The 22,431-nt window shown below is 66.3% G+C and carries 26 protein-coding genes; 17 read left to right on the forward strand and 9 right to left on the reverse strand.

Annotated elements, in window-relative coordinates; translation table 11 throughout:
* Positions 1–6 precede the first annotated feature (6 nt).
* On the reverse strand, positions 7–1,161 hold the full coding sequence (locus tag ABNX08_RS06320) for a UxaA family hydrolase (RefSeq protein ID WP_349609326.1): 1,155 nt from the start codon (positions 1,159–1,161) through the stop codon (positions 7–9).
* A 5-nt stretch (positions 1,162–1,166) separates the two neighbouring features.
* Positions 1,167–1,457 (reverse strand): UxaA family hydrolase, encoded by a 291-nt coding sequence (locus ABNX08_RS06325; protein WP_022534327.1) that lies wholly within the window; start codon positions 1,455–1,457, stop codon positions 1,167–1,169.
* A gap of 217 nt (positions 1,458–1,674) precedes the next feature.
* Here ABNX08_RS06325 and ABNX08_RS06330 point away from each other — a divergent pair, with 217 nt between their 5' ends.
* The 11 genes from ABNX08_RS06330 to ABNX08_RS06380 all read left to right on the forward strand — a co-directional run bounded on the left by ABNX08_RS06330 (position 1,675) and on the right by ABNX08_RS06380 (position 10,280).
* Positions 1,675–2,136, forward strand: coding sequence for a hypothetical protein (locus tag ABNX08_RS06330; protein WP_022534328.1), 462 nt, complete (start codon positions 1,675–1,677; stop codon positions 2,134–2,136).
* Complete coding sequence (locus tag ABNX08_RS06335; RefSeq protein ID WP_349609324.1) at positions 2,126–2,491, forward strand: hypothetical protein; 366 nt, start codon at positions 2,126–2,128, stop codon at positions 2,489–2,491. The genes ABNX08_RS06330 and ABNX08_RS06335 overlap by 11 nt, the downstream gene beginning before the upstream one ends.
* A gap of 61 nt (positions 2,492–2,552) precedes the next feature.
* The gene (locus tag ABNX08_RS06340) at positions 2,553–3,524 is read left to right on the forward strand and encodes a zinc-binding dehydrogenase (RefSeq protein ID WP_349609322.1); all 972 of its coding nucleotides are present in this window, start codon (positions 2,553–2,555) and stop codon (positions 3,522–3,524) included.
* A gap of 34 nt (positions 3,525–3,558) precedes the next feature.
* A complete protein-coding gene (locus ABNX08_RS06345) occupies positions 3,559–4,353 on the forward strand; it encodes a TauD/TfdA family dioxygenase (RefSeq protein WP_041681312.1) in 795 nt (264 codons plus the stop codon).
* Positions 4,354–4,470: 117 nt separating this feature from the next.
* Positions 4,471–5,589: a Re/Si-specific NAD(P)(+) transhydrogenase subunit alpha gene (locus tag ABNX08_RS06350; RefSeq protein ID WP_349609320.1), complete on the forward strand. Its 1,119-nt coding sequence runs from the start codon at positions 4,471–4,473 to the stop codon at positions 5,587–5,589.
* A 22-nt stretch (positions 5,590–5,611) separates the two neighbouring features.
* A complete protein-coding gene (locus ABNX08_RS06355; RefSeq protein WP_022534333.1) occupies positions 5,612–5,962 on the forward strand; it encodes an NAD(P) transhydrogenase subunit alpha in 351 nt (116 codons plus the stop codon).
* The gene (locus ABNX08_RS06360) at positions 5,959–7,428 is read left to right on the forward strand and encodes an NAD(P)(+) transhydrogenase (Re/Si-specific) subunit beta (protein WP_349609318.1); all 1,470 of its coding nucleotides are present in this window, start codon (positions 5,959–5,961) and stop codon (positions 7,426–7,428) included. The genes ABNX08_RS06355 and ABNX08_RS06360 overlap by 4 nt, the downstream gene beginning before the upstream one ends.
* Before the next feature lie 23 nt (positions 7,429–7,451).
* Positions 7,452–8,240: an SDR family NAD(P)-dependent oxidoreductase gene (locus tag ABNX08_RS06365; RefSeq protein WP_022534335.1), complete on the forward strand. Its 789-nt coding sequence runs from the start codon at positions 7,452–7,454 to the stop codon at positions 8,238–8,240.
* Positions 8,241–8,269: 29 nt separating this feature from the next.
* Entirely contained in the window at positions 8,270–9,331 is a 1,062-nt protein-coding gene (locus tag ABNX08_RS06370; protein ID WP_349609316.1) for a phosphotransferase family protein, read from the forward strand.
* Positions 9,332–9,534: 203 nt separating this feature from the next.
* Complete coding sequence (locus ABNX08_RS06375) at positions 9,535–9,789, forward strand: hypothetical protein (RefSeq protein WP_022534337.1); 255 nt, start codon at positions 9,535–9,537, stop codon at positions 9,787–9,789.
* Between the two features lie 152 nt (positions 9,790–9,941).
* A complete protein-coding gene (locus ABNX08_RS06380; RefSeq protein WP_349609314.1) occupies positions 9,942–10,280 on the forward strand; it encodes a hypothetical protein in 339 nt (112 codons plus the stop codon).
* Between the two features lie 114 nt (positions 10,281–10,394).
* On the opposite strand, the gene ABNX08_RS06385 is transcribed toward ABNX08_RS06380, so the two are convergent.
* Positions 10,395–11,159 (reverse strand): helix-turn-helix domain-containing protein, encoded by a 765-nt coding sequence (locus ABNX08_RS06385; protein ID WP_374063650.1) that lies wholly within the window; start codon positions 11,157–11,159, stop codon positions 10,395–10,397.
* Positions 11,160–11,589: 430 nt separating this feature from the next.
* Between ABNX08_RS06385 and ABNX08_RS06390 the strand changes: the two genes are divergently transcribed.
* The gene (locus tag ABNX08_RS06390) at positions 11,590–12,177 is read left to right on the forward strand and encodes a hypothetical protein (protein ID WP_022534340.1); all 588 of its coding nucleotides are present in this window, start codon (positions 11,590–11,592) and stop codon (positions 12,175–12,177) included.
* Between the two features lie 53 nt (positions 12,178–12,230).
* On the opposite strand, the gene ppk2 is transcribed toward ABNX08_RS06390, so the two are convergent.
* Positions 12,231–13,112: a polyphosphate kinase 2 gene (gene ppk2 / locus ABNX08_RS06395; protein WP_022534341.1), complete on the reverse strand. Its 882-nt coding sequence runs from the start codon at positions 13,110–13,112 to the stop codon at positions 12,231–12,233.
* Positions 13,113–13,151: 39 nt separating this feature from the next.
* Positions 13,152–13,724 (reverse strand): YSC84-related protein, encoded by a 573-nt coding sequence (locus ABNX08_RS06400; RefSeq protein WP_022534342.1) that lies wholly within the window; start codon positions 13,722–13,724, stop codon positions 13,152–13,154.
* A gap of 420 nt (positions 13,725–14,144) precedes the next feature.
* Between ABNX08_RS06400 and ABNX08_RS06405 the strand changes: the two genes are divergently transcribed.
* From ABNX08_RS06405 to ABNX08_RS06420, 4 genes are all read left to right on the forward strand, one after another.
* A complete protein-coding gene (locus ABNX08_RS06405; protein WP_022534343.1) occupies positions 14,145–15,572 on the forward strand; it encodes a DUF3300 domain-containing protein in 1,428 nt (475 codons plus the stop codon).
* Positions 15,573–15,592: 20 nt separating this feature from the next.
* A complete protein-coding gene (locus tag ABNX08_RS06410; RefSeq protein WP_022534344.1) occupies positions 15,593–16,510 on the forward strand; it encodes a DUF2950 domain-containing protein in 918 nt (305 codons plus the stop codon).
* 32 nt (positions 16,511–16,542) lie between these two features.
* The gene (locus tag ABNX08_RS06415) at positions 16,543–16,878 is read left to right on the forward strand and encodes a hypothetical protein (protein ID WP_374063669.1); all 336 of its coding nucleotides are present in this window, start codon (positions 16,543–16,545) and stop codon (positions 16,876–16,878) included.
* Between the two features lie 219 nt (positions 16,879–17,097).
* Positions 17,098–17,964 carry a pirin family protein gene (locus tag ABNX08_RS06420; protein WP_022534346.1) on the forward strand — a complete coding sequence of 289 codons (867 nt, stop codon included), beginning with the start codon at positions 17,098–17,100 and terminating at the stop codon, positions 17,962–17,964.
* A gap of 97 nt (positions 17,965–18,061) precedes the next feature.
* Here the strand turns inward: ABNX08_RS06420 and ABNX08_RS06425 are convergent, their stop codons facing one another.
* On the reverse strand, positions 18,062–19,210 hold the full coding sequence (locus tag ABNX08_RS06425) for a porin (protein WP_022534347.1): 1,149 nt from the start codon (positions 19,208–19,210) through the stop codon (positions 18,062–18,064).
* 554 nt (positions 19,211–19,764) lie between these two features.
* On the opposite strand from ABNX08_RS06425, the gene ABNX08_RS06430 reads away from it, so the two are divergent.
* Entirely contained in the window at positions 19,765–20,733 is a 969-nt protein-coding gene (locus ABNX08_RS06430) for a helix-turn-helix domain-containing protein (RefSeq protein WP_349609310.1), read from the forward strand.
* Here the strand turns inward: ABNX08_RS06430 and ABNX08_RS06435 are convergent.
* From ABNX08_RS06435 to ABNX08_RS06445, 3 genes are read right to left on the reverse strand one after another with little or no spacing between them, the layout of a single operon-like run.
* A complete protein-coding gene (locus ABNX08_RS06435) occupies positions 20,688–21,512 on the reverse strand; it encodes an SDR family NAD(P)-dependent oxidoreductase (RefSeq protein ID WP_022534349.1) in 825 nt (274 codons plus the stop codon). The genes ABNX08_RS06430 and ABNX08_RS06435 overlap by 46 nt on opposite strands.
* A 26-nt stretch (positions 21,513–21,538) precedes the next feature.
* On the reverse strand, positions 21,539–21,955 hold the full coding sequence (locus tag ABNX08_RS06440) for a MaoC family dehydratase (protein WP_022534350.1): 417 nt from the start codon (positions 21,953–21,955) through the stop codon (positions 21,539–21,541).
* Positions 21,956–21,969: 14 nt separating this feature from the next.
* Positions 21,970–22,410, reverse strand: coding sequence for a MaoC family dehydratase N-terminal domain-containing protein (locus ABNX08_RS06445; RefSeq protein ID WP_022534351.1), 441 nt, complete (start codon positions 22,408–22,410; stop codon positions 21,970–21,972).
* Positions 22,411–22,431 lie beyond the last annotated feature (21 nt).

Below are 22,431 nucleotides of genomic sequence, written 5' to 3' on the forward strand. Positions count from 1 at the left end.
GGTTGTTCAGAGGCTCAGTGCGAATCGACTGACCGCGGTCTCCCGGATATCGAGCACCTCGCTGGTCAGCCGCGTGCCGGATGCGATGTCCATCGCATAGCCATACAGCTGCTCGCCGAGGTCGGCGATCTTGTCCCCGTTCTGCAGGACTCCGCTGACGTCGAAGTCAATGTTGTCGGCCATGGTGCGCAGGGTATTGACGTTGCCGCACACCTTGACGGTCGGTGCCACCATGCTGCCGATCGGATTGCCCACTCCCGTGCCGAAGAAGGTGAGCTGGCATCCGCCGGCAGCTAGCGCAGTCAGATTTTCCACTGCCGCGGCCGGCGCGTCCATGAAATGCAGCCCCTTCTTCTGCGGTGCCTCGCCATAGCGCAGCACGCCCACCAGCGGGCTGGTGCCGGCCTTGGCCATGGCACCCAGCGCCTTTTCCTCGACCGTGGTCAGGCCGCCGCGCTTGTTGTCCGGCGAAGGCTGGTCCTCGCGCATGTCGACACCGCGCGAGATCGCCAGGTTTTCCATGTTGCGCACCGCCGTGACAAAGGCCTCGCGCACCCGGCCATCGGCCGCGCGCTCGGCGAACAGGTGCTCGGCGCCGATGAACTCCGAGGTCTCGGAGATGATCACGGTGCCGCCCCCGGCGACCACCATGTCCGCCATGCGGCCGATCACCGGGTTGCAGCTCAGCCCGGAGGTGGTATCGGAACCGCCGCACTCGACGCCGATCACCAGCGACGACACCGGGCACGGCACGCGGCGCGCTTTCGACGCGGCCAGCGACAGCCGGGTGGCCTTGCGCGTACCTTCGGCAATGCACGCGACCGTGCCGTCGGGCTGCAGGTGCACGCATTCGACCGGCTTGCCGGTGGTGCGGATGCGGCGCGCGACCTCTTCCGTCGACGATTCTTCCAGGCCCACCAGCAGCACCGCGGCGATATTGGGATTGCGGCCCAGGCCCGCCAGCGACTCGAACGCGAAATCCAGGTCGGCGCCGAACTGTCCGCGCACGAACAGCGTCGTGACCGGGATGCAACCGCCCACGGTGCGGGCAATGGTGCGGGTGACCGGATTGCAGTTGTCCATCACGGACACCACCGCGACCCAGTTGCGCACGCCGACTGCGCCGTTCTCGCGCGGGTATCCGAGGAAGGTTGTTGTCATCTGCATTACCCCTTTTGCAGGTCGCCGCGGGCACGCGCCGACTCGATGTTGTGAACGTGCATGTGTTCGCCGGCGCGCACCGCGCGGCTGGCGCGGCCGATCACCTGGCCGTACTTCAGGATGGTTTCTCCCTCTACCGTGTCGGCGATGCAGATCTTGTGGCCGAACGGCACGTCTTGCAGCAGCACCAGCTTGCCTTGTCGCTCGCCTTCCAGCGCGCAGGCTTCGCCGGCCTGGCCGGCATCCAGCAGGGTGGCCACATTGTCGGCCGGGTTGAGTACGATGGCTCGGGGCATTGATCAACTCCTGTATAGGTGTTGAGATCAAATGTAGGGAGTCGACCGGCATGTAGTCAAGGTTAAATAGGTGGACTCAGCGAAAACCACTACTCCTACAGTAAAAGTCCTATATAGAAGTTTGTTGACTTCGGCCCAGCCGCTGTCTATTGTCATGACAACGGCGATGTTGTCAGCGCCGGAGCCATCGACGCAGTGAACCTAGGAGAGGGCGGACATGAACGTCATGTCACACAAGGAGAAGATCGCGAAGCTGCAGGCCCTGCGCGCACGGCTGGATCCGCTGCAGGATTTCGGCCTGTGGTTCTGGGCAGGCATGACTGCCGGCACCCATGCCGTCAATGCAGCACTGCACCAGGCGGGCATCACGCTGGACGACGACCGCTTTCCAACGCAGCCCGGCGTCTACCTGGTGCCGCAGCCCGATGGCAGTCTTAAGCCGGCGTTCCGGCCCCTGGGCGACGTACTGCATGTCGGCCGCCCCAAAGTGGAGGGGCCGGTGCCTGCCGATATCGCCGAGATGATGGAAGCGATGGAGCACATCGAGCACTATCGCGATCCTTGCCTGCGCGAGGGGCTGGCGCCCACCGCCGAGATTGCCGAGGGTTGTGACGCCGCGCTGCGCCGCTGCCTGGACTTGCTGGAAGCGCGCCTGGAGGGAGCCCGCCATGGACATTGAGCAGCACATGGCGATGGCGCGCAGCATCGAGGCATCGCTGCAGAAGTGCGCCAGCGCCGACTACGAGATGACCATCGAAGGCGCGATGCTGGCGGGCACGCACTGGCTGAATGCCTTGCTGCACAAGCTGGGCGCGACGCCGCCGCAGGCGGATGTGTTCCACACCTACCTGCTGACGGTCAATGAATTCCGGCGGCTGGCGGTGGCGGCGGAGAAGCCGCTGCATGCCCTGGCCGCCATCGAGGACACGCGGGCGCCGTTCGTACGCGGCAACTACCCAGGTGGCGAAGCTGCCGCCGAACGGGCGCTGGAGCTGTTGTCGCTGATCCGCGCGACGGCGCTGGGCGGCGCGTAGTACAGGTATTCGCAGCAGACACAGCAAGAGATACGTCGAGAGACAGGAAAAGGAGACAGCAGTGAAGGCAGTCCGTGTAGTGCCGGGCCCCGAGGGCGGCAAGGTCGAAGTGCAGGATATCCCCGTGCCGGTGGCGGCAGCGGGGCAGGTAATGGTGAGGGTGCGCGCTGCGGGCCTTAACCGTGGCGAGATCAACCAGGCGAGGGAGCTGCGCTCGGGCAACACGATCACGACCGGCGTCGAGTTTGCCGGCGAGATCGCGGAAGTCGGCGAAGGCGTCAGCGGCTGGCGCAAGGGCGACCGCGTGATGGGCCATGGCCGCGGCTGCCAGGCGGAGTATGTGGTGGCCGACCCGATGGCGCTGATCCCGGTGCCGGACGGCCTGTCGTGGATCGATGCCGCGGCGTTCCCCAACGTCTTTATCACCGCGCATGACGCACTGGTCACCAACGGCCGGCTGGTGGCGGGCGAGTCGGTGCTGGTCAACGGCGCCTCGGGCGGCGTGGCGATGGCGGCGATCCAGATCGCCTCGCTGATGGGCGCCCGGCCCGTGATCGCGTCATCGCGCTCGGCGGCCAAGCTGGACAAGATCAGCCAGTTTGGCGTGGATGTCGGCATCGACGCCTCGCAGGACGACCAGGTCGAAGCGGTCTTGCAGGCCACCGACAACAAGGGCGTCGACATCATCATCGATACCGTCGGCGGCCCGGTGTTCGAGGCCAATATGAAAAGCCTGGCGGTCAAGGGCCGCCTGGTGAACATCGCGCGGCTGGGCTCGGCGACCGCCCAGATCGACCTGACGCAGCTCTGGCTCAAACGCCTGCAGCTGATCGGCGTGACCTTCCGCACCCGCACGGAACAGGAGCGGCTGGAATGCATCCAGGCCTGCGCGCGCGACCTGCTGCCCTTTTTGCGCGCGGGCCGCGTGCGCCTGCCGATCGATCGGACCTTTGCCATGACGGACATCGACGCCGCGCATGCGTACATGAAGCAAGACCAGCACGTCGGCAAGATCGTGTTGCTGGTCGACTGATTACACAGAGAAGCGACAGACAAGAGGAGACATGATGACGATCCAGATCAAGCCGCTGACCGGCTCCGTGGCTGCAGCCGTGACCGGTGTCGACCTGAACCAGCCGCTCGACGACGCCAGCTTCGAGATCCTGCACCGGGCGTTCCTGGAGCATGGCGTGCTGGTGTTCCGCGGCCAGCATCTGCAGCCGGCCGCGCAGGTCGCGTTCGCCCGGCGCTGGGGCAAGCCGGTGCAGGGCAACCCCCTGCTCAAGGGCCTGACCGAGTTCCCGGAACTGGCCCAGGTCACCAAGATCCCGAAGGAGACCGCCTCGACCGAGGCCTGGCATTCCGACTCGATCTATACCGAGGTGCCGCCCAAGATCTCGATCCTGTCGGCGGTCACCATCCCCATCGGCGGCGACACCATGTGGTGCAGCCAGTACGTCTCGTACGACCGCCTGTCGCCGGCGATGCAGCGCATGATCGAAGGGCTGCGGGCCCGCTTCTCGGGCGCGCGGCTGGCCAGGATGACCGGTTCGGACAAGGTGCCGACCGCGGTGCACCCGATCGTGCGCACGCACCCGGAGACCGGGCGCAAGGCGCTCTATGTCGGCCACCCCGACACCGCGCAGTGCATCGAAGGCATGACCGAAGCGGAGAGCCGCCCGCTGCTCGACTTCCTGTATGAGCACTCGGTGACGCCGGACAACGTCTACCGGCATATGTGGCAGGAGGGCGATGTGGTGATGTGGGACAACCGCTGCACCATGCACTACGCCGTGCACGACTATGGCAATGCCGACCGCGTGCTGAACCGGGTCACGCTGGAAGGGGAAGTGCCCCGCTGAGCTGTACCGCCAAAACCGGCGCCGCGCCTTGCCCGTTGATCCGGCATGCGGCGCCCGGCACACAGGTTGCCCGTCCACCCCCGACGCACGGAATGCACGGGAACAAAGGAGATTGAAATGCTGATAGGGATCCCGACTGAGACGCGGGCGGGGGAGGCGCGCGTTGCCGCAACGCCGGAGACCGTGAAGAAATACGTGGCACAGGGCCACCAGGTCGTATTGCAGGCTGGCGCGGGCGTTCGTGCCAGCCAGACAGACAACGCCTATGAGGCCGCTGGCGCGCGCATCGGCACCGCTGCCGAGGCGCTGGGCGCGCAACTGGTGCTGAAGGTGCGCGCGCCGGACGAAGCCGAGCTGGCGCAGATGAAGCCGGGCGCCGTGCTGGTCGGCATGCTCAATCCCTTCGATGCCGAGAACAACGCGCGCATGTCCGCCGCGAACATCACCGCCTTTGCGCTGGAAGCCGCACCCCGCACCACGCGCGCGCAGAGCATGGACGTGCTGTCGTCGCAGGCCAACATTGCCGGCTACAAGGCCGTGCTGGTGGCCGCGCATCACTACCAGCGCTTCATGCCGATGCTGATGACCGCCGCGGGCACCGTCAAGGCGGCGCGCGTGCTGATCCTCGGCGCCGGCGTGGCTGGCCTGCAGGCCATCGCCACCGCCAAGCGGCTGGGCGCGGTCATCGAAGCCTCCGACGTGCGCCCCGCAGTCAAGGAACAGATCGAATCGCTCGGCGGCAAGTTCCTCGACGTCCCATTCCTCACCGACGAAGAGCGCGAGATCGCGCAGGGCGTGGGCGGCTATGCGCGCCCGATGCCGCCGGACTGGATGAAGCGCCAGGCCGAACTGGTGCACCAGCGCGCGATCCAGGCCGACATCGTCATCACCACCGCACTGATCCCCGGCCGCAAGGCGCCGGTGCTGCTGCAGGAAGCGACCGTGCAACAGATGAAGCCGGGTTCGGTGGTGGTCGACCTGGCCGCCGCGCAAGGCGGCAACTGCCCGCTGACGGTGGCCGACGAAGTGGTCGAACGCCACGGCGTCGTGCTGATCGGGCACACCAACCTGGCCAGCATGGTCGCGGCGGACGCCTCGGCGTTGTACGCGCGCAATGTGCTGGACTTCCTCAAGCTGCTGATCGACAAGGACAGCAAGCTTGTGATCAACACCGACGACGACATCGTCGCGGCCTGCCTGATGACGCGGCGCGAAGAACTGGCGTTGGCCAGCTGAACGGGCAATCAAGGAGATATCGATGGAAATGGTTAGCCACACGGTGATCAACCTGATCATCTTTGTACTGGCGATCTACGTGGGCTACCACGTGGTCTGGACGGTCACCCCCGCGCTGCACACGCCGTTGATGGCGGTGACCAATGCGATCTCGGCCATCATCATCGTCGGTGCCATGCTGGCCGCCGGCCTGACCGAGGGCTATGTTGGCCGCGCAATGGGCACGCTGGCGGTGGCGCTGGCGGCCGTGAATGTGTTCGGCGGCTTCCTGGTCACGCAGCGCATGCTGGAGATGTTCAGGAAGAAGGCACCCAAGGCGCAGGCTGAAGCCAAGGGGCAGCCCGGCGGAAAACTGGCGGAGGTAGCGCAATGAATGGCCTGTCGATGAATATGGTGACGCTGTCCTACCTGGGCGCGTCTGTGTGCTTTATCCAGGCCCTCAAGGGGCTTTCACACCCGACCACGGCGCGGCGCGGCAATACCTTCGGCATGGCCGGGATGCTGGTGGCGGCGCTCACCACGGTGGCGCTGATCTTCAAGCTCAAGAGCGAGTTGTTGTCCGGCGGGGCGGACCCGTCCGCGCCGGGCACCGGCGTGGCGCTGATCCTGGCGGCGCTGGTCGTGGGCGGCGGCATCGGCGCCTATGTGGCGAAGAAAGTGCAGATGACCAAGATGCCCGAACTGGTCGCGGCGATGCACTCGCTGATCGGCCTGGCCGCGGTGTTTATTTCGGTGGCGGCAGTGGCGGAGCCCGCTGCCTTCGGCATCACGGCTGCCGGATCGCACGACATTCCGCTGGGCAACCGCATCGAGCTCTTCATCGGCTGCTTTGTCGGTGCCATCACCTTCTCGGGTTCAGTGATCGCCTTCGGCAAGCTGGCAGGGCGCTACAAGTTCCGCCTGTTCCAGGGCGCACCGGTGGTGTTTGCGGGCCAGCACTGGCTGAACCTGCTGCTGGCGGTGGCGATGGTGGGCTTCGGCATCGCGTTCTTCCTGACGCAGGCATGGATGCCGTTCCTGATCATGCTGGCGCTCGCCTTCGTGCTGGGCGTGCTGATCATCATCCCGATCGGCGGCGCCGACATGCCGGTGGTGGTGTCGATGCTGAACTCGTACTCGGGCTGGGCGGCGGCGGGCATCGGCTTCTCGCTGAACAACCCGATGCTGATCATCGCGGGTTCGCTGGTGGGTTCCTCCGGTGCGATCCTGTCGTACATCATGTGCCGGGCGATGAACCGCTCGTTCTTCAACGTGATCCTGGGCGGCTTCGGCAGCGACGCCGCAGCCGCGAGCGGGCCGGCAGGGCAGGCCCAGCGCAACGTGAAATCGGGCTCGGCCGATGACGCCGCCTTCCTGATGGGCAATGCGGAGACGGTGATCATCGTGCCGGGCTACGGCCTGGCGGTCGCGCGCGCCCAACACGCGCTCAAGGAGCTGACCGAAGCGCTCACGGAAAAAGGCGTGATCGTGAAATACGCGATCCACCCGGTGGCGGGCCGCATGCCCGGCCATATGAACGTGCTGCTGGCCGAGGCCGAGGTGCCGTACGACCAGGTCTTCGAGATGGAAGACATCAACAGCGAGTTCGGCCAGGCCGACGTGGTGCTGGTGCTGGGCGCCAACGACGTGGTCAACCCGGCGGCCAAGAACGACCCCAAGTCGCCGATCGCCGGCATGCCGATCCTAGAGGCGTACAAGGCCAAGACCATCATCGTCAACAAGCGCTCCATGGCGGCCGGCTATGCCGGCCTGGACAACGAGCTGTTCTACATGGACAAGACCATGATGGTGTTCGGCGACGCCAAGAAGGTGGTCGAGGACATGCTTAAGGCCGCCTGAGCCCACTGCAGAGGAGACAAGCAATGAACCAGCAAGAACGCAACCTCGGCCTGTTTGCCGACCTGGAGGGCAAGGTGGCGCTGGTGACCGGCGCCTTTGGCGGCCTGGGCCTGCATTTTGCGCAGACGCTGGCGCGCGCCGGCTGCAAGGTGGCACTGGCGGGCCGGCGCGTGGCCGAAGGCGAGGCCGTGCTGGCGGACGTGCGCAGCCAGGGCGGGCAAGGCTGCGTCGTTGCGCTTGACGTGAGGGATCCGGCATCGGTCGGTGCGGCGTTCGAGGCGGCGCGCCAACAGCTCGGCCCGGTCCAGGTGGTCGTCAACAGCGCCGGCATCGCCACCACCGGGCCGGCCCTGGAGGTGGAGGAGGCTGCCTGGCAGGGCGTGATCGACACCAACCTGAACGGCGCCTGGCGCGTGGCGCAATGCGCGGCGCGGATGATGCGCGAAGCCGGCAGCGGCGGCAGCATCGTCAATATCGCGTCGATCCTCGGCCTGCGCGTGGCGCAGCAGGTCCCGGCCTACACCGCGGCGAAGGCGGGCCTGATCCACCTGACGCGCTCGCTGGCACTGGAATGGGCGCGCCACGGGATCCGCGTCAACGCGCTGGCGCCGGGCTATTTCGAGACCGACATCAACCGCAGCTTCTTCGACACCGACAGCGGCCGGGCCATGATCGGGCGCATTCCGCAGCGCCGGCTCGGCCAGCCCCGCCAGCTCGACGGCGCGCTGCTGCTGCTGGCCTCGGATGCTTCCGACTACATGACCGGTACGGTGCTGCCCGTGGACGGCGGCCACGCGGTCAGCTCGCTCTGAACCCACCCGCAATCGAGGAGAGCGATCCGATGCAACAAGCCCTTGCAGTCCCCGCCGCCACTGGCGGTTCGGGTTTCGACAGCGCCGCCCTGGCAGCGCTGCTGCACGCAGAAGGCCTGATCGACCGGCCTGAACTGACCCTGGAGCGCCTTGCCGGCGGCCAGTCCAATCCGACCTACCGGCTGGCCTGCGGCGCGCAGCAGTACGTGCTGCGCACCAAGCCGCCGGGGCAGTTGCTGTCGTCCGCCCATGCCATCGACCGCGAGTACCGCGTGATGCACGCGCTGCGCGACAGCGACGTGCCGGTGCCCCGGGTCTGCCTCTACAGCGAAGACACCTCGATCCTTGGCACACCCTTCTACCTGATGGCGTTCCTGCAGGGCCGCGTGATCTATGACCAGGCCCTGCCGGGCCAGTCCCCGCGACAGCGCGCCGCGATCTACCGCGAGATGAACCGCGTAATCGGCGCCTTGCACCGGGTGGACTACCGCGCCGCAGGCCTGGCGGACTATGGCAGGAGCGGCGGCTATGTGGCGCGCCAGGTCGCCCGCTGGGCCGGCCAGTGCCGCGACACCGGCATGGACGACAACAAGGCGCTGGCGGCGCTGGCAGAGTGGCTGCCGCAGCACGTCCCCGACGCGGAGCAGACCAGCGTGGTGCATGGCGACTACCGCATGGACAACCTCGTCTTCCATCCCACTGAGCCCCGCGTCATCGGCGTGCTCGACTGGGAGCTGTCCACGCTCGGCCACCCGCTCGCGGACCTGGCCTACCACTGCATGAGCTGGCATATTCCGGCCGACCTGTGGCGCGGCATCGGCGGGCTCGACCTGCAGGCGCTGGGCATCCCCGATGAGGCGACCTACCTGCGCTGGTACGGCGAGACCAATGGCACGCACGCGCTCGAACACTGGGACTTCTATCTCGCCTACAACTTTTTCCGGCTGGCGGCGATCATGCACGGCATCGGGCAGCGTGCCAGGAGCGGCAACGCCGCCGCGGCGGATGCCTTGGAGACCGGCAGGAAGGCGGTGCCGCTCGCCGAGCTGGGGTGGCAATTCGCCATGCGCTACCGCGCGGCAGGGCGCTAGCGTCGACGTACGGTCCGGTGCCGGCCGGATCGAAGCCTCCGCGGGTGACGGAATCTGCCCTGGGTTCCTTATCGGGAATCAAAGTTTGCCTTCCGATCCGGCCTAGCTTAAAGATAGGAAGGGGAGATGGCCCGCGGATTCATGGCGGCATCGGAACCGGTTACCCCACGCTGTCTGGCATCCCGAGCCTTCAGGAGACGTCAATGAGTGTGCTGATGCTAACGAATATCGACACGGCGACCACCGACGAGGAAATCCAGGAATTCATCGGTCGCTACGGCTTCCCGGCCTTCGATGAAATCGAACGCCTGCCGGGAGACGGCACCCGCCCGGCGGTGTCGCTGCATTTCAATGCGGTCGAGGATGCCGCGCTGCGGCTCCTGCAGCCGCGCATCAACCACCTGTTCTGGAAGCAGCGCAAGGTGGACGCGATGGTGCTGAACGAACGCTTCGAATAGACCGCGGCCGCGGCCGCGGCTGGCGGGCATGTGGGTCCGGTGCTGCCGCGCTTGCCCGATTCCGGGCAGGCAGTGCCGGAGGAGCCGAGATGAACAGGCGATACAGGGTCTTGCGGGCGCTTGCATGCCTTGCCGCATGCTTGGCCGGCGCCATGGCGGCAGGGCCGGCCGTTGCCTACTTCGACCACTACCTTGGCGGCACCATCGTCGGCACGCTCACGCCGGAGCAGGTCACTGCGTTGACCGACGTCTTTCGCAGGACGCTGGAGCAGGGCGCCGACGGGACCCGGGTGGCGTTCAGGCTGCCGCCTGACACGCGCGAGCGGCAGGTTGAAGGTTCCTTCACGCCATTGCATTCCCGGCACGACCGCGGCGACCGGTGCCGGCAACTGCGCAGTGAATTCCGTCGGGCCGGCGAAACCGAAGCCTGGACCGGGTGGTACTGCAAGGAGAAGAGCGGGGAATGGAAGTCGCGCAAGCTGCGGCTGTAGACGGGCACGAACCCTTCGGGCCGGGCGCTACGCAGGAACCGGCCAAGGCGATCTGGGATAAGCATCATCGTTTCAGACGCCGTAGGAGTCCCATCTCTTCCGGCAGCGAAGATATCAGGAAACGCAATGCCGCTGCCCGCGCCCCAGGCGCTCCAGCCCTTCGGTATCGACCAGCGTGACGTGCTTGCCGCGCACCGCGATCAGGCCCTCCTGCTGCAGCCGCGAGAAGGTGCGGCTGACGGTTTCCAGCGTCAGGCCGAGATAGCTGCCGATATCTTCCCGCGTCATGCGCAGATGGAAATCGCTGCCGGCCTGGCCGCGCGCGTTCAGGCGTGCCCGCACATCCAGCAGGAAGCTGGCGACGCGCTGTTCCGCGCCATGGCTGCCGAGCAGCATCAGCCGCGTCGATTCGCGCACGATCTCTGCGCTCAGCAGGCGGTGGATCTCCTGCTGCAACGACTGGACCTCGCGGCAGAGCGCTTCGAGCTGGCTGAAGGCGATATAGCCCGCCACGCAGTCTTCCAGCGCCGTCGCATCGCAGTGATGACTTTGCGTGCTGATCCCGCCCAGGCCGAGGATGTCGCCCTGGAGGAAATAGCCATTGACGTGCTCATGGCCGTCCGCATCGGAGACCACGGTCTTGACGGTGCCCGAGCGCAGCTTGTAGATGCTCTCGAAGCGGTCGCCGGCGCGGAACAGGGCCTCGCCTTTGCGGACCAGGCGCCAGCAAGTCATGACGGATTGAAGCGTGCCCAGGTCGACCTCGGCCGGGGCGTCCTGGCTCCATCGGCGCAGGGCTGCCGTTGTGGGCCAGCAGGCGCTTTCTGTTGCTGCCGCTATCGCACTGTCGCTGGCCGCGTGCGCGCCGTCCCATGTCATGTCGGCGTATGGTGCTTCAATACCTCGTCTGGACTGATGGGCGTCTAGCATTGCATACCCCCTGTGGGTCGGATGCCGCCTCGGCGCTATCCCATCCCGGGTGGATGGAAGGCCGTGTACGGGTTGCCTCACGGTACGTATTCAATACCTAAATGAGGACAAAGAACAGCGAGCGTGGCGGACATGGATATCCGAAGTCACTCAAGGCCCTGCTCGCCAGACCCCCCATCCGAGGGGGGGCGCTACCCCAGAGGGCCGTGGCCTGAGCCGCCGGGGCCGATACCCGTCAACCTTGCCCCGGATCAATTTCCTGCGGACGGACTCGCCTAGATTGAATGAGGCCAGCCGGTGCGGCTTCGTGCACAGCCAGGGCGCCGCGCCGGGCCGGGACGTCGTCCCGGGCCAGCTTTCCATTCCAGAGGAGCACAGCATGAAGAAAACAGCATTGATGGGCATGGCCATCCTGGGCCTGGCGCTGCAGACCGCGGTGGCACAACCCGAAACCACGGTCGACGTCCAGCGCTCGCAGGGCCAGGCGACGGCGACCGGCACCGCGACCGTAAAGGCCACTGTGGTCGCCATCGACCGTGGCACCCGGACCGTGACGCTGAAAACGACAAAGGGCAAAACCACCCAGCTGATTGTGGGGGAAGAGGCGCGCAATTTCGATCAGCTTGCCGTCGGCGACGTCGTGACCGCGCAGTATCGGGAGGCCGTCTCGCTCAGCCTGACCAAGGCGTCGGGGCCGCTCACGGCGACGGAGCGGGCCACGGAAGAACGCGCGGCGCCCGGTGCCAAGCCTGGCGGGGTGGTCGGCAGGGAGGTCACGGTGACGGCCGACGTGGTGGCGGTGAACGCTGCCAGCAAGACCGTGACGCTCAAGGGCCCGAAGGGCAACCAGATCGATCTGCTGGTAGAGGATCCCGGACAACTGAAGTCGGTGAAGAAGGGCGATCGGGTACAGGTGGTGTACACCGAGGCCATGGCGATTTCGGTGGAGCCTGCCAAGAAGAAGTGAATGCTGGCAGCCCGGGGGCTCACGCGCCCGGGATTGCCAGCCGGGGACCGCGGCTAGTATCGCTCTTCCACATACCGATATTGATAGTCCGGCTCCCGGTATCCGCCCGCCTTCTGCCTGGCCGGCAGCTTGACTGGCTTGCGCTCGATCTCCTTGTACGGGACCTGTGCCAGCAGGTGCGTGATGATGTTCAGGCGCGCCCGGCGCTTGTCATTGGAATTGGCCACATGCCACGGGGCATAGTCGGTATCGGAGGCGGCAAACATGGCGTCGCGCGCGCGTGAATAGTCGTACCAGCGGCTGTACGAGCGCAAGTCCATGTCGGTGAGCTTCCATACCTTGCGGCCGTCCTGGATGCGTCCCTGCAGGCGGCGGGTCTGCTCTTCCGGGCTGACCTCGAGCCAGTACTTGATCAGGATGATGCCGGAATGCACGATGGCGCGTTCGACCAGGGGCACGGCCCGGAGAAACTCCTCGGCCTGCGTTTCGGTACAGAATCCCATCACGCGCTCGACGCCGGCGCGGTTGTACCAGCTCCGGTCGAAGATGACGATCTCTCCCGCGGCGGGCAGGTGCGGCAGGTAGCGCTGCACGTACATCTGGCTCTTTTCGCGATCGGTCGGCGCGGGCAGGGCGACCACGCGGAAGACGCGCGGACTGACGCGCTCCGTGATGGCCTTGATGGTGCCGCCCTTGCCGGCACCGTCGCGGCCTTCAAACACCACGCAGACCTTGGTGCCGCTTGCCTGCACCCATTGCTGCAGCTTGACAAGCTCGACATGCAGCGGGAAGAGTTCCTTCTGGTACGCCTTCTCTGACATGCGCTCGCGCGGCTGCTGGTCCGGCTCTTCCTCGCGGCTGCCAGCCGCGCCCGGCTCGCGCGGCTCGGTGTCGGTCCGGTCCTTGTCCTGGCGCTTCCCTTTTCCCTTGGCCATGATGCTCCTCCACCGCCGTCCCGTTGCCGCGGGGTCCGGTCAGATTTCCAGCTTCGTGATCTTGGTGCCTTCCAGCGACAGGTTGGCCATCAAGCCGGCGTTGGTGACGACAAAGCCCACGATGGGCGCGCGTACGGTGTTGGTGTCCAGGTCGCCGCCCGCGCCGATCTTGGCCACGGCAATCGAACCGTCGACGCCGGCGGTCCAGCCCTTGCTGGCCTGGAATTTCTGCAGCGCGTCCGGCGTCATGAACATCAGGATCACAGCCTTGGACTGGGCCCCGGCCTGCAGGCCGAACGAAGCCGACGTCGTCCTGTAGTAGGCGACCGACTGGCCGCCGACACGCAGCGCGCCTTCGCCGTATTCGCCGCCGACGACAAAGCCGGCGGCCAGGATGCGCGGGAACACCAGGATGCCTTGCGCCTTCTGCGCCAGCTCGTTGGCGCCGCGCGCGGAGGAAAAGAGCCGGCTCATCGCACCATCGACACCGGCATCGATCTCGCGGCGCTTGGCGGCGGCATCGGTGCTGCTGCCTGTGCCGGTGGTGGTGCAGCCGGTAGCCAGGGCGGCAATCGACGCGGAGGAAATCAGGAGAAAGTCACGGCGCTTCATGGCAGCCTCGCAGGTTATTTGAGGATCAGGGGCGTACTGCAGGTGCCGCGGAGGAAAGCGCGCAGCCGATTATTCCTGTGCTGGCTTCTGGCATGGTCGACGTCCCGCTTTCAATGCCCCGCCATGCAGCATCCGCCGTTGTGCGCGCGCACGCGGGTCGCTTTTACGATAGAAACCATGCGGGGTTGAATCCTGACGCCGATCAATTTTTTTATCGAAATCGCCGCCGCCGTGCTTGCAAGGCATTGATTTGAAATCTGTTGTATTCCCGGGATTGTCGTACTACCTTCGTAGCGCGTATGGAGCAAAATCCGCTCCGGATATTGGCTGGCATGGCACGCAGCAGGAAGACATCCTCCCGCTTGACGCGCTGGCACAGCCCGCCGTGGATGGCGACGTCACCGGCTGCGAGGAGGGAACATGGCCTTTCTGGTCAGGCGGCTGCTTCAGTGCGGCTGGGCATGGCTGTTTGTCACGCTGATGGCGGGAGCGGGCGGTGCCGCGGCACAAGACGTACAGAATCCGCCACCCACCTTCAAGCCGGAGGAGCTCGAGGCGCTGGTCGCGCCGATCGCGCTTTATCCCGATTCCGTGCTGTCGCAGGTGCTGATGGCCTCCACCTATCCGCTGGAGATCGTGCACGCGGCGCGCTGGGTCAAGGCCAATCCCAAGGTCAAGGGCGACGCCGCGGTCAAGGCCGTGGCCGACCAGCCGTGGGATGTCAGCGTGAAGTCGCTGGTGGCCTTCCCGCAGGTGCTCGAACCGATGAATGACAAGCTCGACTGGACGCAGAAGCTCGGCGACGCCTTCCTGGCCCAGGAGAAGGATGTTCTGGCGGCGGTGCAGCGGCTGCGCAACAAGGCGCAGCAATCGGGCAACCTCAAGACCACCGAACAGCAGAACGTCATCGTCGAGCCCGCGACCAGTGCGGCGCCGGGCGTGCAGACCGTGGTGCGCATCGAGCCAGCCGATCCGCAGGTCATCTACGTGCCGGCCTACAACCCCACCGTGGTCTACGGTTCCTGGGGCTATCCGTCCTATCCGCCGTACTACTGGCCGCCGTATCCCGCCTACTATCCGGGCGCCGCGCTGGCCACGGGCTTTGCCTGGGGCGTCGGGCTGGCCGCCGCCGGGGCGATCTTCGGCAACTGCAACTGGGGTGGCGGCGACGTGAATATCAATGTCAACCGGGCCACCAATATCGACCGCAACTTTGACCGTACCAAGGTACAGTCCGGCGGGCGCTGGCAGCACGACTCCAGCCACCGGCAGGGCGTGGCCTACCGCGACAATGCCACCCGCGAGAAATTCTCCCGCGACGTGCCGGGCGCGGACCGGCGCAATGAGTTCCGGGGCCGCGAGGGTGGCGCCGGCGTGTCCGACCGCGCGGCGCGTGACCGGGCAGGCGGGCAGGACCGGCCGGGTGCCGGGGATCGGGCCGGAGACCGGGCGGGTGACCGGGCGGGTGACCGCGCCGGAGACCGGGCCGGTGATCGGGGCGGCGAACGGGGCGGGGTCTCTGACCGGGCCGGAGTCTCCGATCGAGGCGGCGTATCTGACCGGGCCGGCGTGTCGGATCGCGCAGGGGCTGCCGATCGGTCACGGGGCGGCGGCGAACGGGCCTCCACCGTAGCCGACCGCGGCGGCGGCGGACGGGACAACGCATTCCAGGGCGTGGGCGGCGGCGCGTCACAGCGCGACTTCGATCGCGGACGCTCCAGCATGCAGTCGGCCGGAGGCCGCGCAGGCGGCGGCTACAGCGGCGGCGGCGGTGGACGTGGCGGCGGCGGATTCAGCGGTGGCGGCGGTCGTGGCGGCGGCGGCGGCGGACGCGGTGGCAGGCGCTAGCGGACCAGGGAGCCTCGATCATGACGTCACCACTAAGCCTTGCCCGATACCTGCCTGGCCGCCTGGCCTGCGCGCTGGCGCTTGCGCTCGCGCTGACCGTTGCCGGCATGCACGCCGCGCACGCGCAGAAGCCCTTCAAAACCCCCGAGGCCGCCATGAACGCCTTTGGCGAGGCCGTCGCCACCAGCGACGACGATGCCATGAAGGTGCTGCTTGGCGCGAAGTTCCACGACCTGATCCCGCCAGTCGGCGCCGACATCCGGTACCGCTTTCTCGAGGCCTGGCGGATTTCGCATGCGGTCCAGCCAGAGGGCGACAGCCGCGCCCGCATCGCCGTAGGTAATGACGGCTGGACCCTGCCAGTCCCGCTGGTGAAGACAGCGAAGGGCTGGCAGTTCGATACGCGTGCCGGGGTCGACGAGATGCGCATACGCCGCATCGGCCGCAATGAACTCGCGGTGATCCAGACCATGCTCGCGGTCTACGACGCCCAGCGCGAATACGCCCGGACCGACCATGACGGCGACGGCTTGCTGGCCTACGCGGGCAAGCTTGCGAGTTCGCCGGGCAAGCAGGACGGGCTGTACTGGCCGACGTCGGACGGCGCACCGCACAGCCCGCTCGGGGCCGCCTTCCTGACGGCCGGCAAGCGCAATCCGGGGCAGGGCGGCTATTACGGCTATCACTACAAGCTGCTGACGGCCCAGGGCCCCAACGCACCCGGCGGCGCGTACAACTATGTCGTCAATGGCAAGCTGTTCGGCGGCTTTGCCGTGCTGGCCTGGCCGGTACGCTACGGCGACACCGGCGTGAAGAGCTTCATGGTCAGCCACGACGGCCAGGTCTATGAACGCGACCTGGGACCCGACAGCGCCGGCAAGGCCGCGGCGACCAAGACCTTCGATCCCGGGCCGGGCTGGACCAAGGTGACACCGTGACGCACGTGCTCCGGATCCTGGCGGGCGTTGCCATGCTCGGCGCGGTGCCGGTGCTGACGGCATGCTACCCCTACCCTTACTACCCGGCGGAAGTGGTCCCGACCACCTACCCGGGGCAGCAGCCCAGCCGCTACGACCGCGCCTTTGCCGCGGCTGCCGGCGCCATGCGCGACCAGGGCGTGTCGATCAGCACGGAGGATTCCTCGTCCGGCACGGTGGCCGGCACCCGCAACAACCGGATGGTGACGGCCAGCGTGCGCCGGCAGGCGGACGGCACGGTGCGGGTGCAGTTCGACGGCAGCGACCCGGCGGATCCCGGCCTGCTCGAGCGCATCTCGCGCAGCTACGACGCGCGCATGGGCCGCTGAGGCGCGTTGCTCGATCGCCAGGCGCGCCAGATCGGACGGGCATGACGCGCAAGAGGATGCCGGCCCTCGGCATCGTTCCAATGACGGAACGCTGAAGCGCAATTCCGCTGACTACAGCGCGCGACGCCCCACACCTATCATCGCTCCATGGATCAGTGCCATCCGTCTCCCGGCCGCATGGTGCGGCCGGGGTCCGGTCCGGCATTTACGGAGATCGACATGAAGCGCATCCTGGGTGTCTACAGCGCACCCCGTTCGCACTGGGTCGGAGACGGCTTTCCGGTGCGCTCGATGTTCTCGTACATGAGCCACGGCAAGCAGCTCAGCCCGTTCCTGCTGCTGGACTATGCCGGGCCGGCGGACTTTACGCCGACGCAGCGCCCGCGCGGCGTGGGGCAGCATCCGCACCGCGGCTTCGAGACCGTGACTATCGTCTACAAGGGCGAGGTCGCGCATCGCGATTCGACCGGGCAGGGCGGGGTGATCGGCCCCGGCGACGTGCAGTGGATGACGGCAGGTGCCGGCATCCTGCATGAGGAATTCCATTCGCCGGCCTTCACGCAAAGCGGCGGGGCGCTGGAGATGGTGCAGCTGTGGGTCAACCTGCCGGCCAGCGACAAGATGACCGCGCCGGGCTACCAGTCCATCCTGGACCGCGATATCCCGGCGGTGCCGTTGCCCGGCGATGCGGGTTCCGTGCGCGTGATTGCCGGCGAGTACGGTGGCAAGGCCGGGCCGGCGCGCACTTTTACGCCGATGCATGTGTGGGACATGCGGCTCAACCAGGGCGGCACCGCCGCGCTGCAATTGCCGCAGGGCTGGCATACCGCGCTGGTGGTGCTGCGCGGCAAGGTCACGGTCAATGCCGAGGCCACGGTGCGCGACGCGGAAATGGTGGTGCTGGACGGCGCCGGCGAAGATGTGAGTATCGAGGCCGGCGCCGATGCGGTGGTGTTGCTGCTGAGCGGCCAGCCGATCGACGAACCGGTCGTCGGTCATGGACCGTTCGTGATGAATACCGAGGCGGAGATTGCACAGGCCTTCGAGGACTTCAGCAGCGGGCGCTTTGGCAGCATGGCCAGGTAGTGCCTCCGCGGCTGGCAAGCCATCGGTGTTCTGAGTCACCAGGGCGCTCTCCTCTCCCGCCCGCGGGAGAGGGAGCAAACCGGCGGCAATCGGAGGTTCAGAAGATCTGCCGGATCCCCACGATCGCGCCCACCATGTTCTTCTGCCCGGCCATCGTCGGGTACCGGAAGGCAAAGGCGGTTGCCGCGCTGTCGAAGCTCAGGCCGCCGTTGTGGGCGTAACCCAGCGACAGGTACACGTCGGTGCGCTTGCTGAAGTTGTAGTCGGCAATAAAGCTGACCTGCTGCATATTCGCCGGATTGGTTTCCGGAGCGGTGGCAGTGGCGCGCGTGCCCTTGACGTCGGCGTAGTAGTAGGCGAGCGACAGGCCCAGCGCCGGCGTGGCCTGGTAGTTGACGCCGGCCCACCAGTAGTCGTCGCGCAGCAGGGTGTTGCCGTTGGCGAACTCGCCCTTGTTGTAGCGATAGCCGAGGGTGAACTTGAACGGGCCGGTGTTGTACAGGGCGGCAGCGCCGAGCTTGGTCATGGTGCCGGGCTGGCCGGTCACCGCCGCGGGACGCCACACGTCCGCACCGATCGACGCGCCGAAGCCGCTGCCGTTCAGGTACATCAGCGAGCCGCCATAGGCGATGTTGTCGCTGAAATGCCCCGGCACCTCGCCGGCGCCGCCGTTGGCCAGCAGCACGGCGGCGTTCTGCACGGCCACGCCGGCACCGAACGAGAAGTGGGCCACGGCCTGCAGCGGCCCGAACTGGCCGGTGTACTTGACCATGTTGTCTTCGCGGTAGTTCAGGCCCATCCACCAGATGCCCGGCTCATAGGTGGCGGCAAAGCGCATCGGGGCGAAGTTGGCCATGCCGTCGAAGAACGAGGTGTATTGCCTGCCGAAGGTCAGCTTGCCGATCCCCTTGTTCTGCAGGCCGACATAGGACTGGCGATTGAACAGCGGCGCGCTCATCAGGTTGCCGCTGTCCCACTGGAAGCCGCTTTCCAGCACGAACAGGGCCTGGTTGCCGGCGCCGAGGTCTTCCACGCCGCGCAGGCCCCAGCGCGATGCGGACAGGCCGCCTACCTGCGGCATGCCAAAGCGGCTGCCCCCCTGGGTTGGCGTCGTGGCCGATGCCGCTACCCGGTTGACGTATTCGATCGATCCGTCGATGACCCCGTACAGCGTCACACTGGATTGTGCATGGGCGGTGCCTGCCGCTGCCCCAAGCACGGCCAGGGTGATAAGCGATTTCTTCATGCTAAGTCGTCTCCTGTCTGTATTTATGAATTCGGCACGCGAAGGTGCCACCATCTGGGCGCCGCGCGTGGTGTGTGCGTGGCGGCCGTGGCTGAGTGCCGGCGGCATGCAGTGGCCGGCGGCCCCGGGTGCTGTGACCGGGTCGAATTCATTAGACCTGTGTGCGTGATATCGGGCCCCCTCCTAAAAGGAGTGGATTGGGGGATGGGTGTTGCAGCGACGCACAATTGATGGCAGGTGGTGACTACCTGTTGATTTGAATCAACAAAGGCGGCGCTGGTGTGTGGGGTTTTGGATGTTCTGCGGCTGCGGTTTGCGTCTGGTAGCTGCTCGACAGCCCTCGCCGCTGATGACATGTTGCAGCTGTTGAACCGCTTGGTTCCGCCCTCCTGGGCGGGTCACTTTTGTCCGAGCGACAAAACCAAAAGCGCGTCGCCTGGTACGGTTCACCCACATAGGTAACAGAACAGTTCAGGCACATAGGTAACAGTTTTCTACCCTGCAAGGGCGACTGCCAACGGGAGACGCCCATGCCCTGGAGTGAGCTCAAACCTATGGACCAACGCCTCCTATTCATTGCCGCGCACCTGCGCCGCACGGACAGTGTCAGCGCGCTGTGCGAACGCTACGGCATCAGCCGCAAGACCGGCTACAAGTGGATCGAGCGATACGCCAACGAAGGCATCGACGGGCTGGCCGAACACAGCCGGAGCCGTCATATGCAGCAGCGGATCGCCTATCCGATCCGCCAGGCGATCCTGGAACTGCGCGGGCGAGGTGGCATGGAGCTCGGGCCGAAGAAGATCCAGCAGCGCCTGGCAGAGCGGTTTGGCGAGGCAGAGGTGCCCTCGCGCACGACCATCTACAAGATCCTGAAGGCAGCGGGCAAGATCGATCCGCGGCGCAAGCGTCGGCGGGTGGCGCGGTATGGCACGCCGCTGCGCTCGGCGCGCGAGCCGAACGCGCTGTGGAGTGCGGACTTCAAGGGGCAGTTCCTGACCGCGGACCAGTGCTGGTGCTATCCGCTCACGATCATGGACCACGCCAGCCGTTATCTGCTGGGGTGCAAGGGCCTGGGTGGGCCGAAGCTCGGCGCCGACCAAGTCGGTGTTCGAGCGGCTGTTCCGCTGCTATGGGCTGCCGGACCGGCTGCGCACCGACAACGGCGTGCCGTTCGCGTCGACAGGCTGGGGGAGTCATATCAGCAGGGTGGAATCGCGACCGCGCCCCATGGAAACCAAAGCCGCCCCGCCGACCAGAAGCGCCCCCTTGATAGCCAGCCGCTCAGGCGACGCGCTTTTTGGTTACTTTGTCGCTCGGACAAAAGTGACCCGCCCAGGAGGGCGGAACCAAGCGGTTCAACAGCTGCAACATGTCACCAGCAGCGAGTGCCGTCGAGCAACTACCAGATACAAACCGCAGGCAAAAAGCGCGGGAGCCCTCACCTTCAGAGCCCCGGCGAGCGCTTCACCAGTGCCTACTGCACGTTACCAGCAACCGCAATCACCTGCCCGGTAATGTAGTTCGAATCCGGCGAGCAGAACAGATAAACACCGCCCGCAGCTTCTTCCGGCGTGCCCCCGCGGCCGAGCGGGTTACGCTGGGCATGCGACTTGACCATCTCCGGATTCAGCCCCACACGGATCTCGCGGCCTTCGATATTCACCGTAGCACCAGCCTTGGCATCGGCCGACGTCATGCGAGTGTGGATCAGCCCGAACGCCACCGCGTTCACATTGACGTTGAAACGACCCCACTCACGCGCCATCGCACGCGTCATGCCGATGACACCCGCCTTGGCCCCCGAGTAATTGATCTGCCCAGCATTGCCGTTCAGCCCCGAGGTCGACGAGATATTGACGATCTTGCGATACACCTCGCGGCCGGCTTCCTTGTCCGCCGCAGCCAGTGCCTTGATATGCGGGTAGGCGGCACGCAGGATGCGGAACGGCGCGGTCATGTGGCAGTCCAGGATTGCGTACCACTGCTCGTCGCTCATTTTCTGCACCACGTCGTCCCAGGTAAAGCCGGCGTTGTTGACGATGATGTCGATACCCTTGAACGTGTTCATCGCCGTGCCGATAAAGCGGTCGGCAAAGTCCGGCGCGGCCACGTTGCCGACGCAGGCCACGGCTTCCACGCCCATTGCCTTCAGCTCTTCCACGGTCTGCTGGGCGGGTTCGGCGTCCAGGTCATTGATGACCAGGCGTGCGCCTTCGCGCGCCAGGCGCATGGCGATCGCGTTGCCAATGCCGCGTCCCGAACCGGTGACCAGTGCCACCTTGCCGTCAAGTGCTCCCATGTCTTTACTCCTGAATGAGGTTGGGATTACAGGGCGACGACCGCGTCGCCCAGGATCTTGGTTTCGCCATACTGGTTGGCGGTCTGGATTTCCAGCTTGACGCACTTCTCGCCGTTGACTTCCAGCTTTTCGACGACGCGGCCGCTGCAGGTGATGCGATGGCCAAGGTGGGTGATGCCGACGAAGCGCACGCCGAACTGGCGCAGCTGGCGCTGGTCGACCCACTGCGTCAGCAGCCGGCCGAGATAGGCCATCGACAGCATGCCGTGCGCGAACACGTCGGGCATGCCGGCCTTGCGCGCATAGTCGGTGTCGATATGGATGGCGTTGTGATCGTTCGATGCACCGGCGAACAGCGCCAGCGTGGTGCGATTGATTGGTTCCAGCGCCAGCGGCGGCAGGGTGTCGCCGACCTTGACCTGGTCGAAGCTCAGTTTGCTCATGCGGATTCTCCGGTTCAGCCGTTGCGTTGGACCAGCACGCTGCGCAGGTCCGCCACGTGCTCGCCATCCTGGTTGGTCACGCGCGTTTCGCGCACCACGAACTCCAGCGCGCCGCCTTTCTTGTCGTAGATGTCGGCGATGGTGGTCTTGAAGTGCAGCGTGTCGCCGGCATAGGCCATGCGGTGGTAGGTGAAGGACTGCTCGCCGTGCAGGATGCGTTCCTGCCGGATGCCGAGTTCCTGGCGCCATGCGCTGGACGGTTGCGTCAGCTCCAGCGAGAAGAGGAAGGTCGGCGGCAGCGGCAGGCCGGGGTGGCCGGCGTCGTGCGCGGTGGCCTCGTCGATGTAGACCGGATCGGTCTGGCCGGTGGCCTTGGCGAAGAAGCGCAGCTGGCTGGCGGGTGCGGAGGTGCGGAAATCCGCGATCACCTTGCCGATATGTTTCTTGTCGATCATGAATGGACTCCTCTGATTGCG

This window comes from Cupriavidus sp. DF5525 (assembly GCF_040149425.2).
GTDB classification, from domain to species: Bacteria; Pseudomonadota; Gammaproteobacteria; order Burkholderiales; family Burkholderiaceae; genus Cupriavidus; species Cupriavidus pickettii_A.

Coding starts and splice junctions, on each gene's coding strand:
- ABNX08_RS06375 (WP_022534337.1), top strand. CDS start 9,535: ATGAGTGTGCTGATGCTAACGAATATCGACACGGCGACCACCGACGAG.
- ABNX08_RS06335 (WP_349609324.1), top strand. CDS start 2,126: ATGGACATTGAGCAGCACATGGCGATGGCGCGCAGCATCGAGGCATCG.
- ABNX08_RS06360 (WP_349609318.1), top strand. CDS start 5,959: ATGAATGGCCTGTCGATGAATATGGTGACGCTGTCCTACCTGGGCGCG.
- ABNX08_RS06350 (WP_349609320.1), top strand. CDS start 4,471: ATGCTGATAGGGATCCCGACTGAGACGCGGGCGGGGGAGGCGCGCGTT.
- ABNX08_RS06365 (WP_022534335.1), top strand. CDS start 7,452: ATGAACCAGCAAGAACGCAACCTCGGCCTGTTTGCCGACCTGGAGGGC.
- ABNX08_RS06440 (WP_022534350.1), bottom strand. CDS start 21,955: ATGAGCAAACTGAGCTTCGACCAGGTCAAGGTCGGCGACACCCTGCCG.
- ABNX08_RS06380 (WP_349609314.1), top strand. CDS start 9,942: ATGGCGGCAGGGCCGGCCGTTGCCTACTTCGACCACTACCTTGGCGGC.
- ABNX08_RS06390 (WP_022534340.1), top strand. CDS start 11,590: ATGAAGAAAACAGCATTGATGGGCATGGCCATCCTGGGCCTGGCGCTG.
- ppk2 (WP_022534341.1), bottom strand. CDS start 13,112: ATGGCCAAGGGAAAAGGGAAGCGCCAGGACAAGGACCGGACCGACACC.
- ABNX08_RS06325 (WP_022534327.1), bottom strand. CDS start 1,457: ATGCCCCGAGCCATCGTACTCAACCCGGCCGACAATGTGGCCACCCTG.
- ABNX08_RS06355 (WP_022534333.1), top strand. CDS start 5,612: ATGGAAATGGTTAGCCACACGGTGATCAACCTGATCATCTTTGTACTG.
- ABNX08_RS06445 (WP_022534351.1), bottom strand. CDS start 22,410: ATGATCGACAAGAAACATATCGGCAAGGTGATCGCGGATTTCCGCACC.
- ABNX08_RS06425 (WP_022534347.1), bottom strand. CDS start 19,210: ATGAAGAAATCGCTTATCACCCTGGCCGTGCTTGGGGCAGCGGCAGGC.
- ABNX08_RS06385 (WP_374063650.1), bottom strand. CDS start 11,159: ATGACATGGGACGGCGCGCACGCGGCCAGCGACAGTGCGATAGCGGCA.
- ABNX08_RS06400 (WP_022534342.1), bottom strand. CDS start 13,724: ATGAAGCGCCGTGACTTTCTCCTGATTTCCTCCGCGTCGATTGCCGCC.
- ABNX08_RS06415 (WP_374063669.1), top strand. CDS start 16,543: ATGCTCGGCGCGGTGCCGGTGCTGACGGCATGCTACCCCTACCCTTAC.
- ABNX08_RS06420 (WP_022534346.1), top strand. CDS start 17,098: ATGAAGCGCATCCTGGGTGTCTACAGCGCACCCCGTTCGCACTGGGTC.
- ABNX08_RS06405 (WP_022534343.1), top strand. CDS start 14,145: ATGGCCTTTCTGGTCAGGCGGCTGCTTCAGTGCGGCTGGGCATGGCTG.
- ABNX08_RS06430 (WP_349609310.1), top strand. CDS start 19,765: ATGGACCAACGCCTCCTATTCATTGCCGCGCACCTGCGCCGCACGGAC.
- ABNX08_RS06320 (WP_349609326.1), bottom strand. CDS start 1,161: ATGACAACAACCTTCCTCGGATACCCGCGCGAGAACGGCGCAGTCGGC.
- ABNX08_RS06410 (WP_022534344.1), top strand. CDS start 15,593: ATGACGTCACCACTAAGCCTTGCCCGATACCTGCCTGGCCGCCTGGCC.
- ABNX08_RS06370 (WP_349609316.1), top strand. CDS start 8,270: ATGCAACAAGCCCTTGCAGTCCCCGCCGCCACTGGCGGTTCGGGTTTC.
- ABNX08_RS06345 (WP_041681312.1), top strand. CDS start 3,559: ATGACGATCCAGATCAAGCCGCTGACCGGCTCCGTGGCTGCAGCCGTG.
- ABNX08_RS06435 (WP_022534349.1), bottom strand. CDS start 21,512: ATGGGAGCACTTGACGGCAAGGTGGCACTGGTCACCGGTTCGGGACGC.
- ABNX08_RS06330 (WP_022534328.1), top strand. CDS start 1,675: ATGAACGTCATGTCACACAAGGAGAAGATCGCGAAGCTGCAGGCCCTG.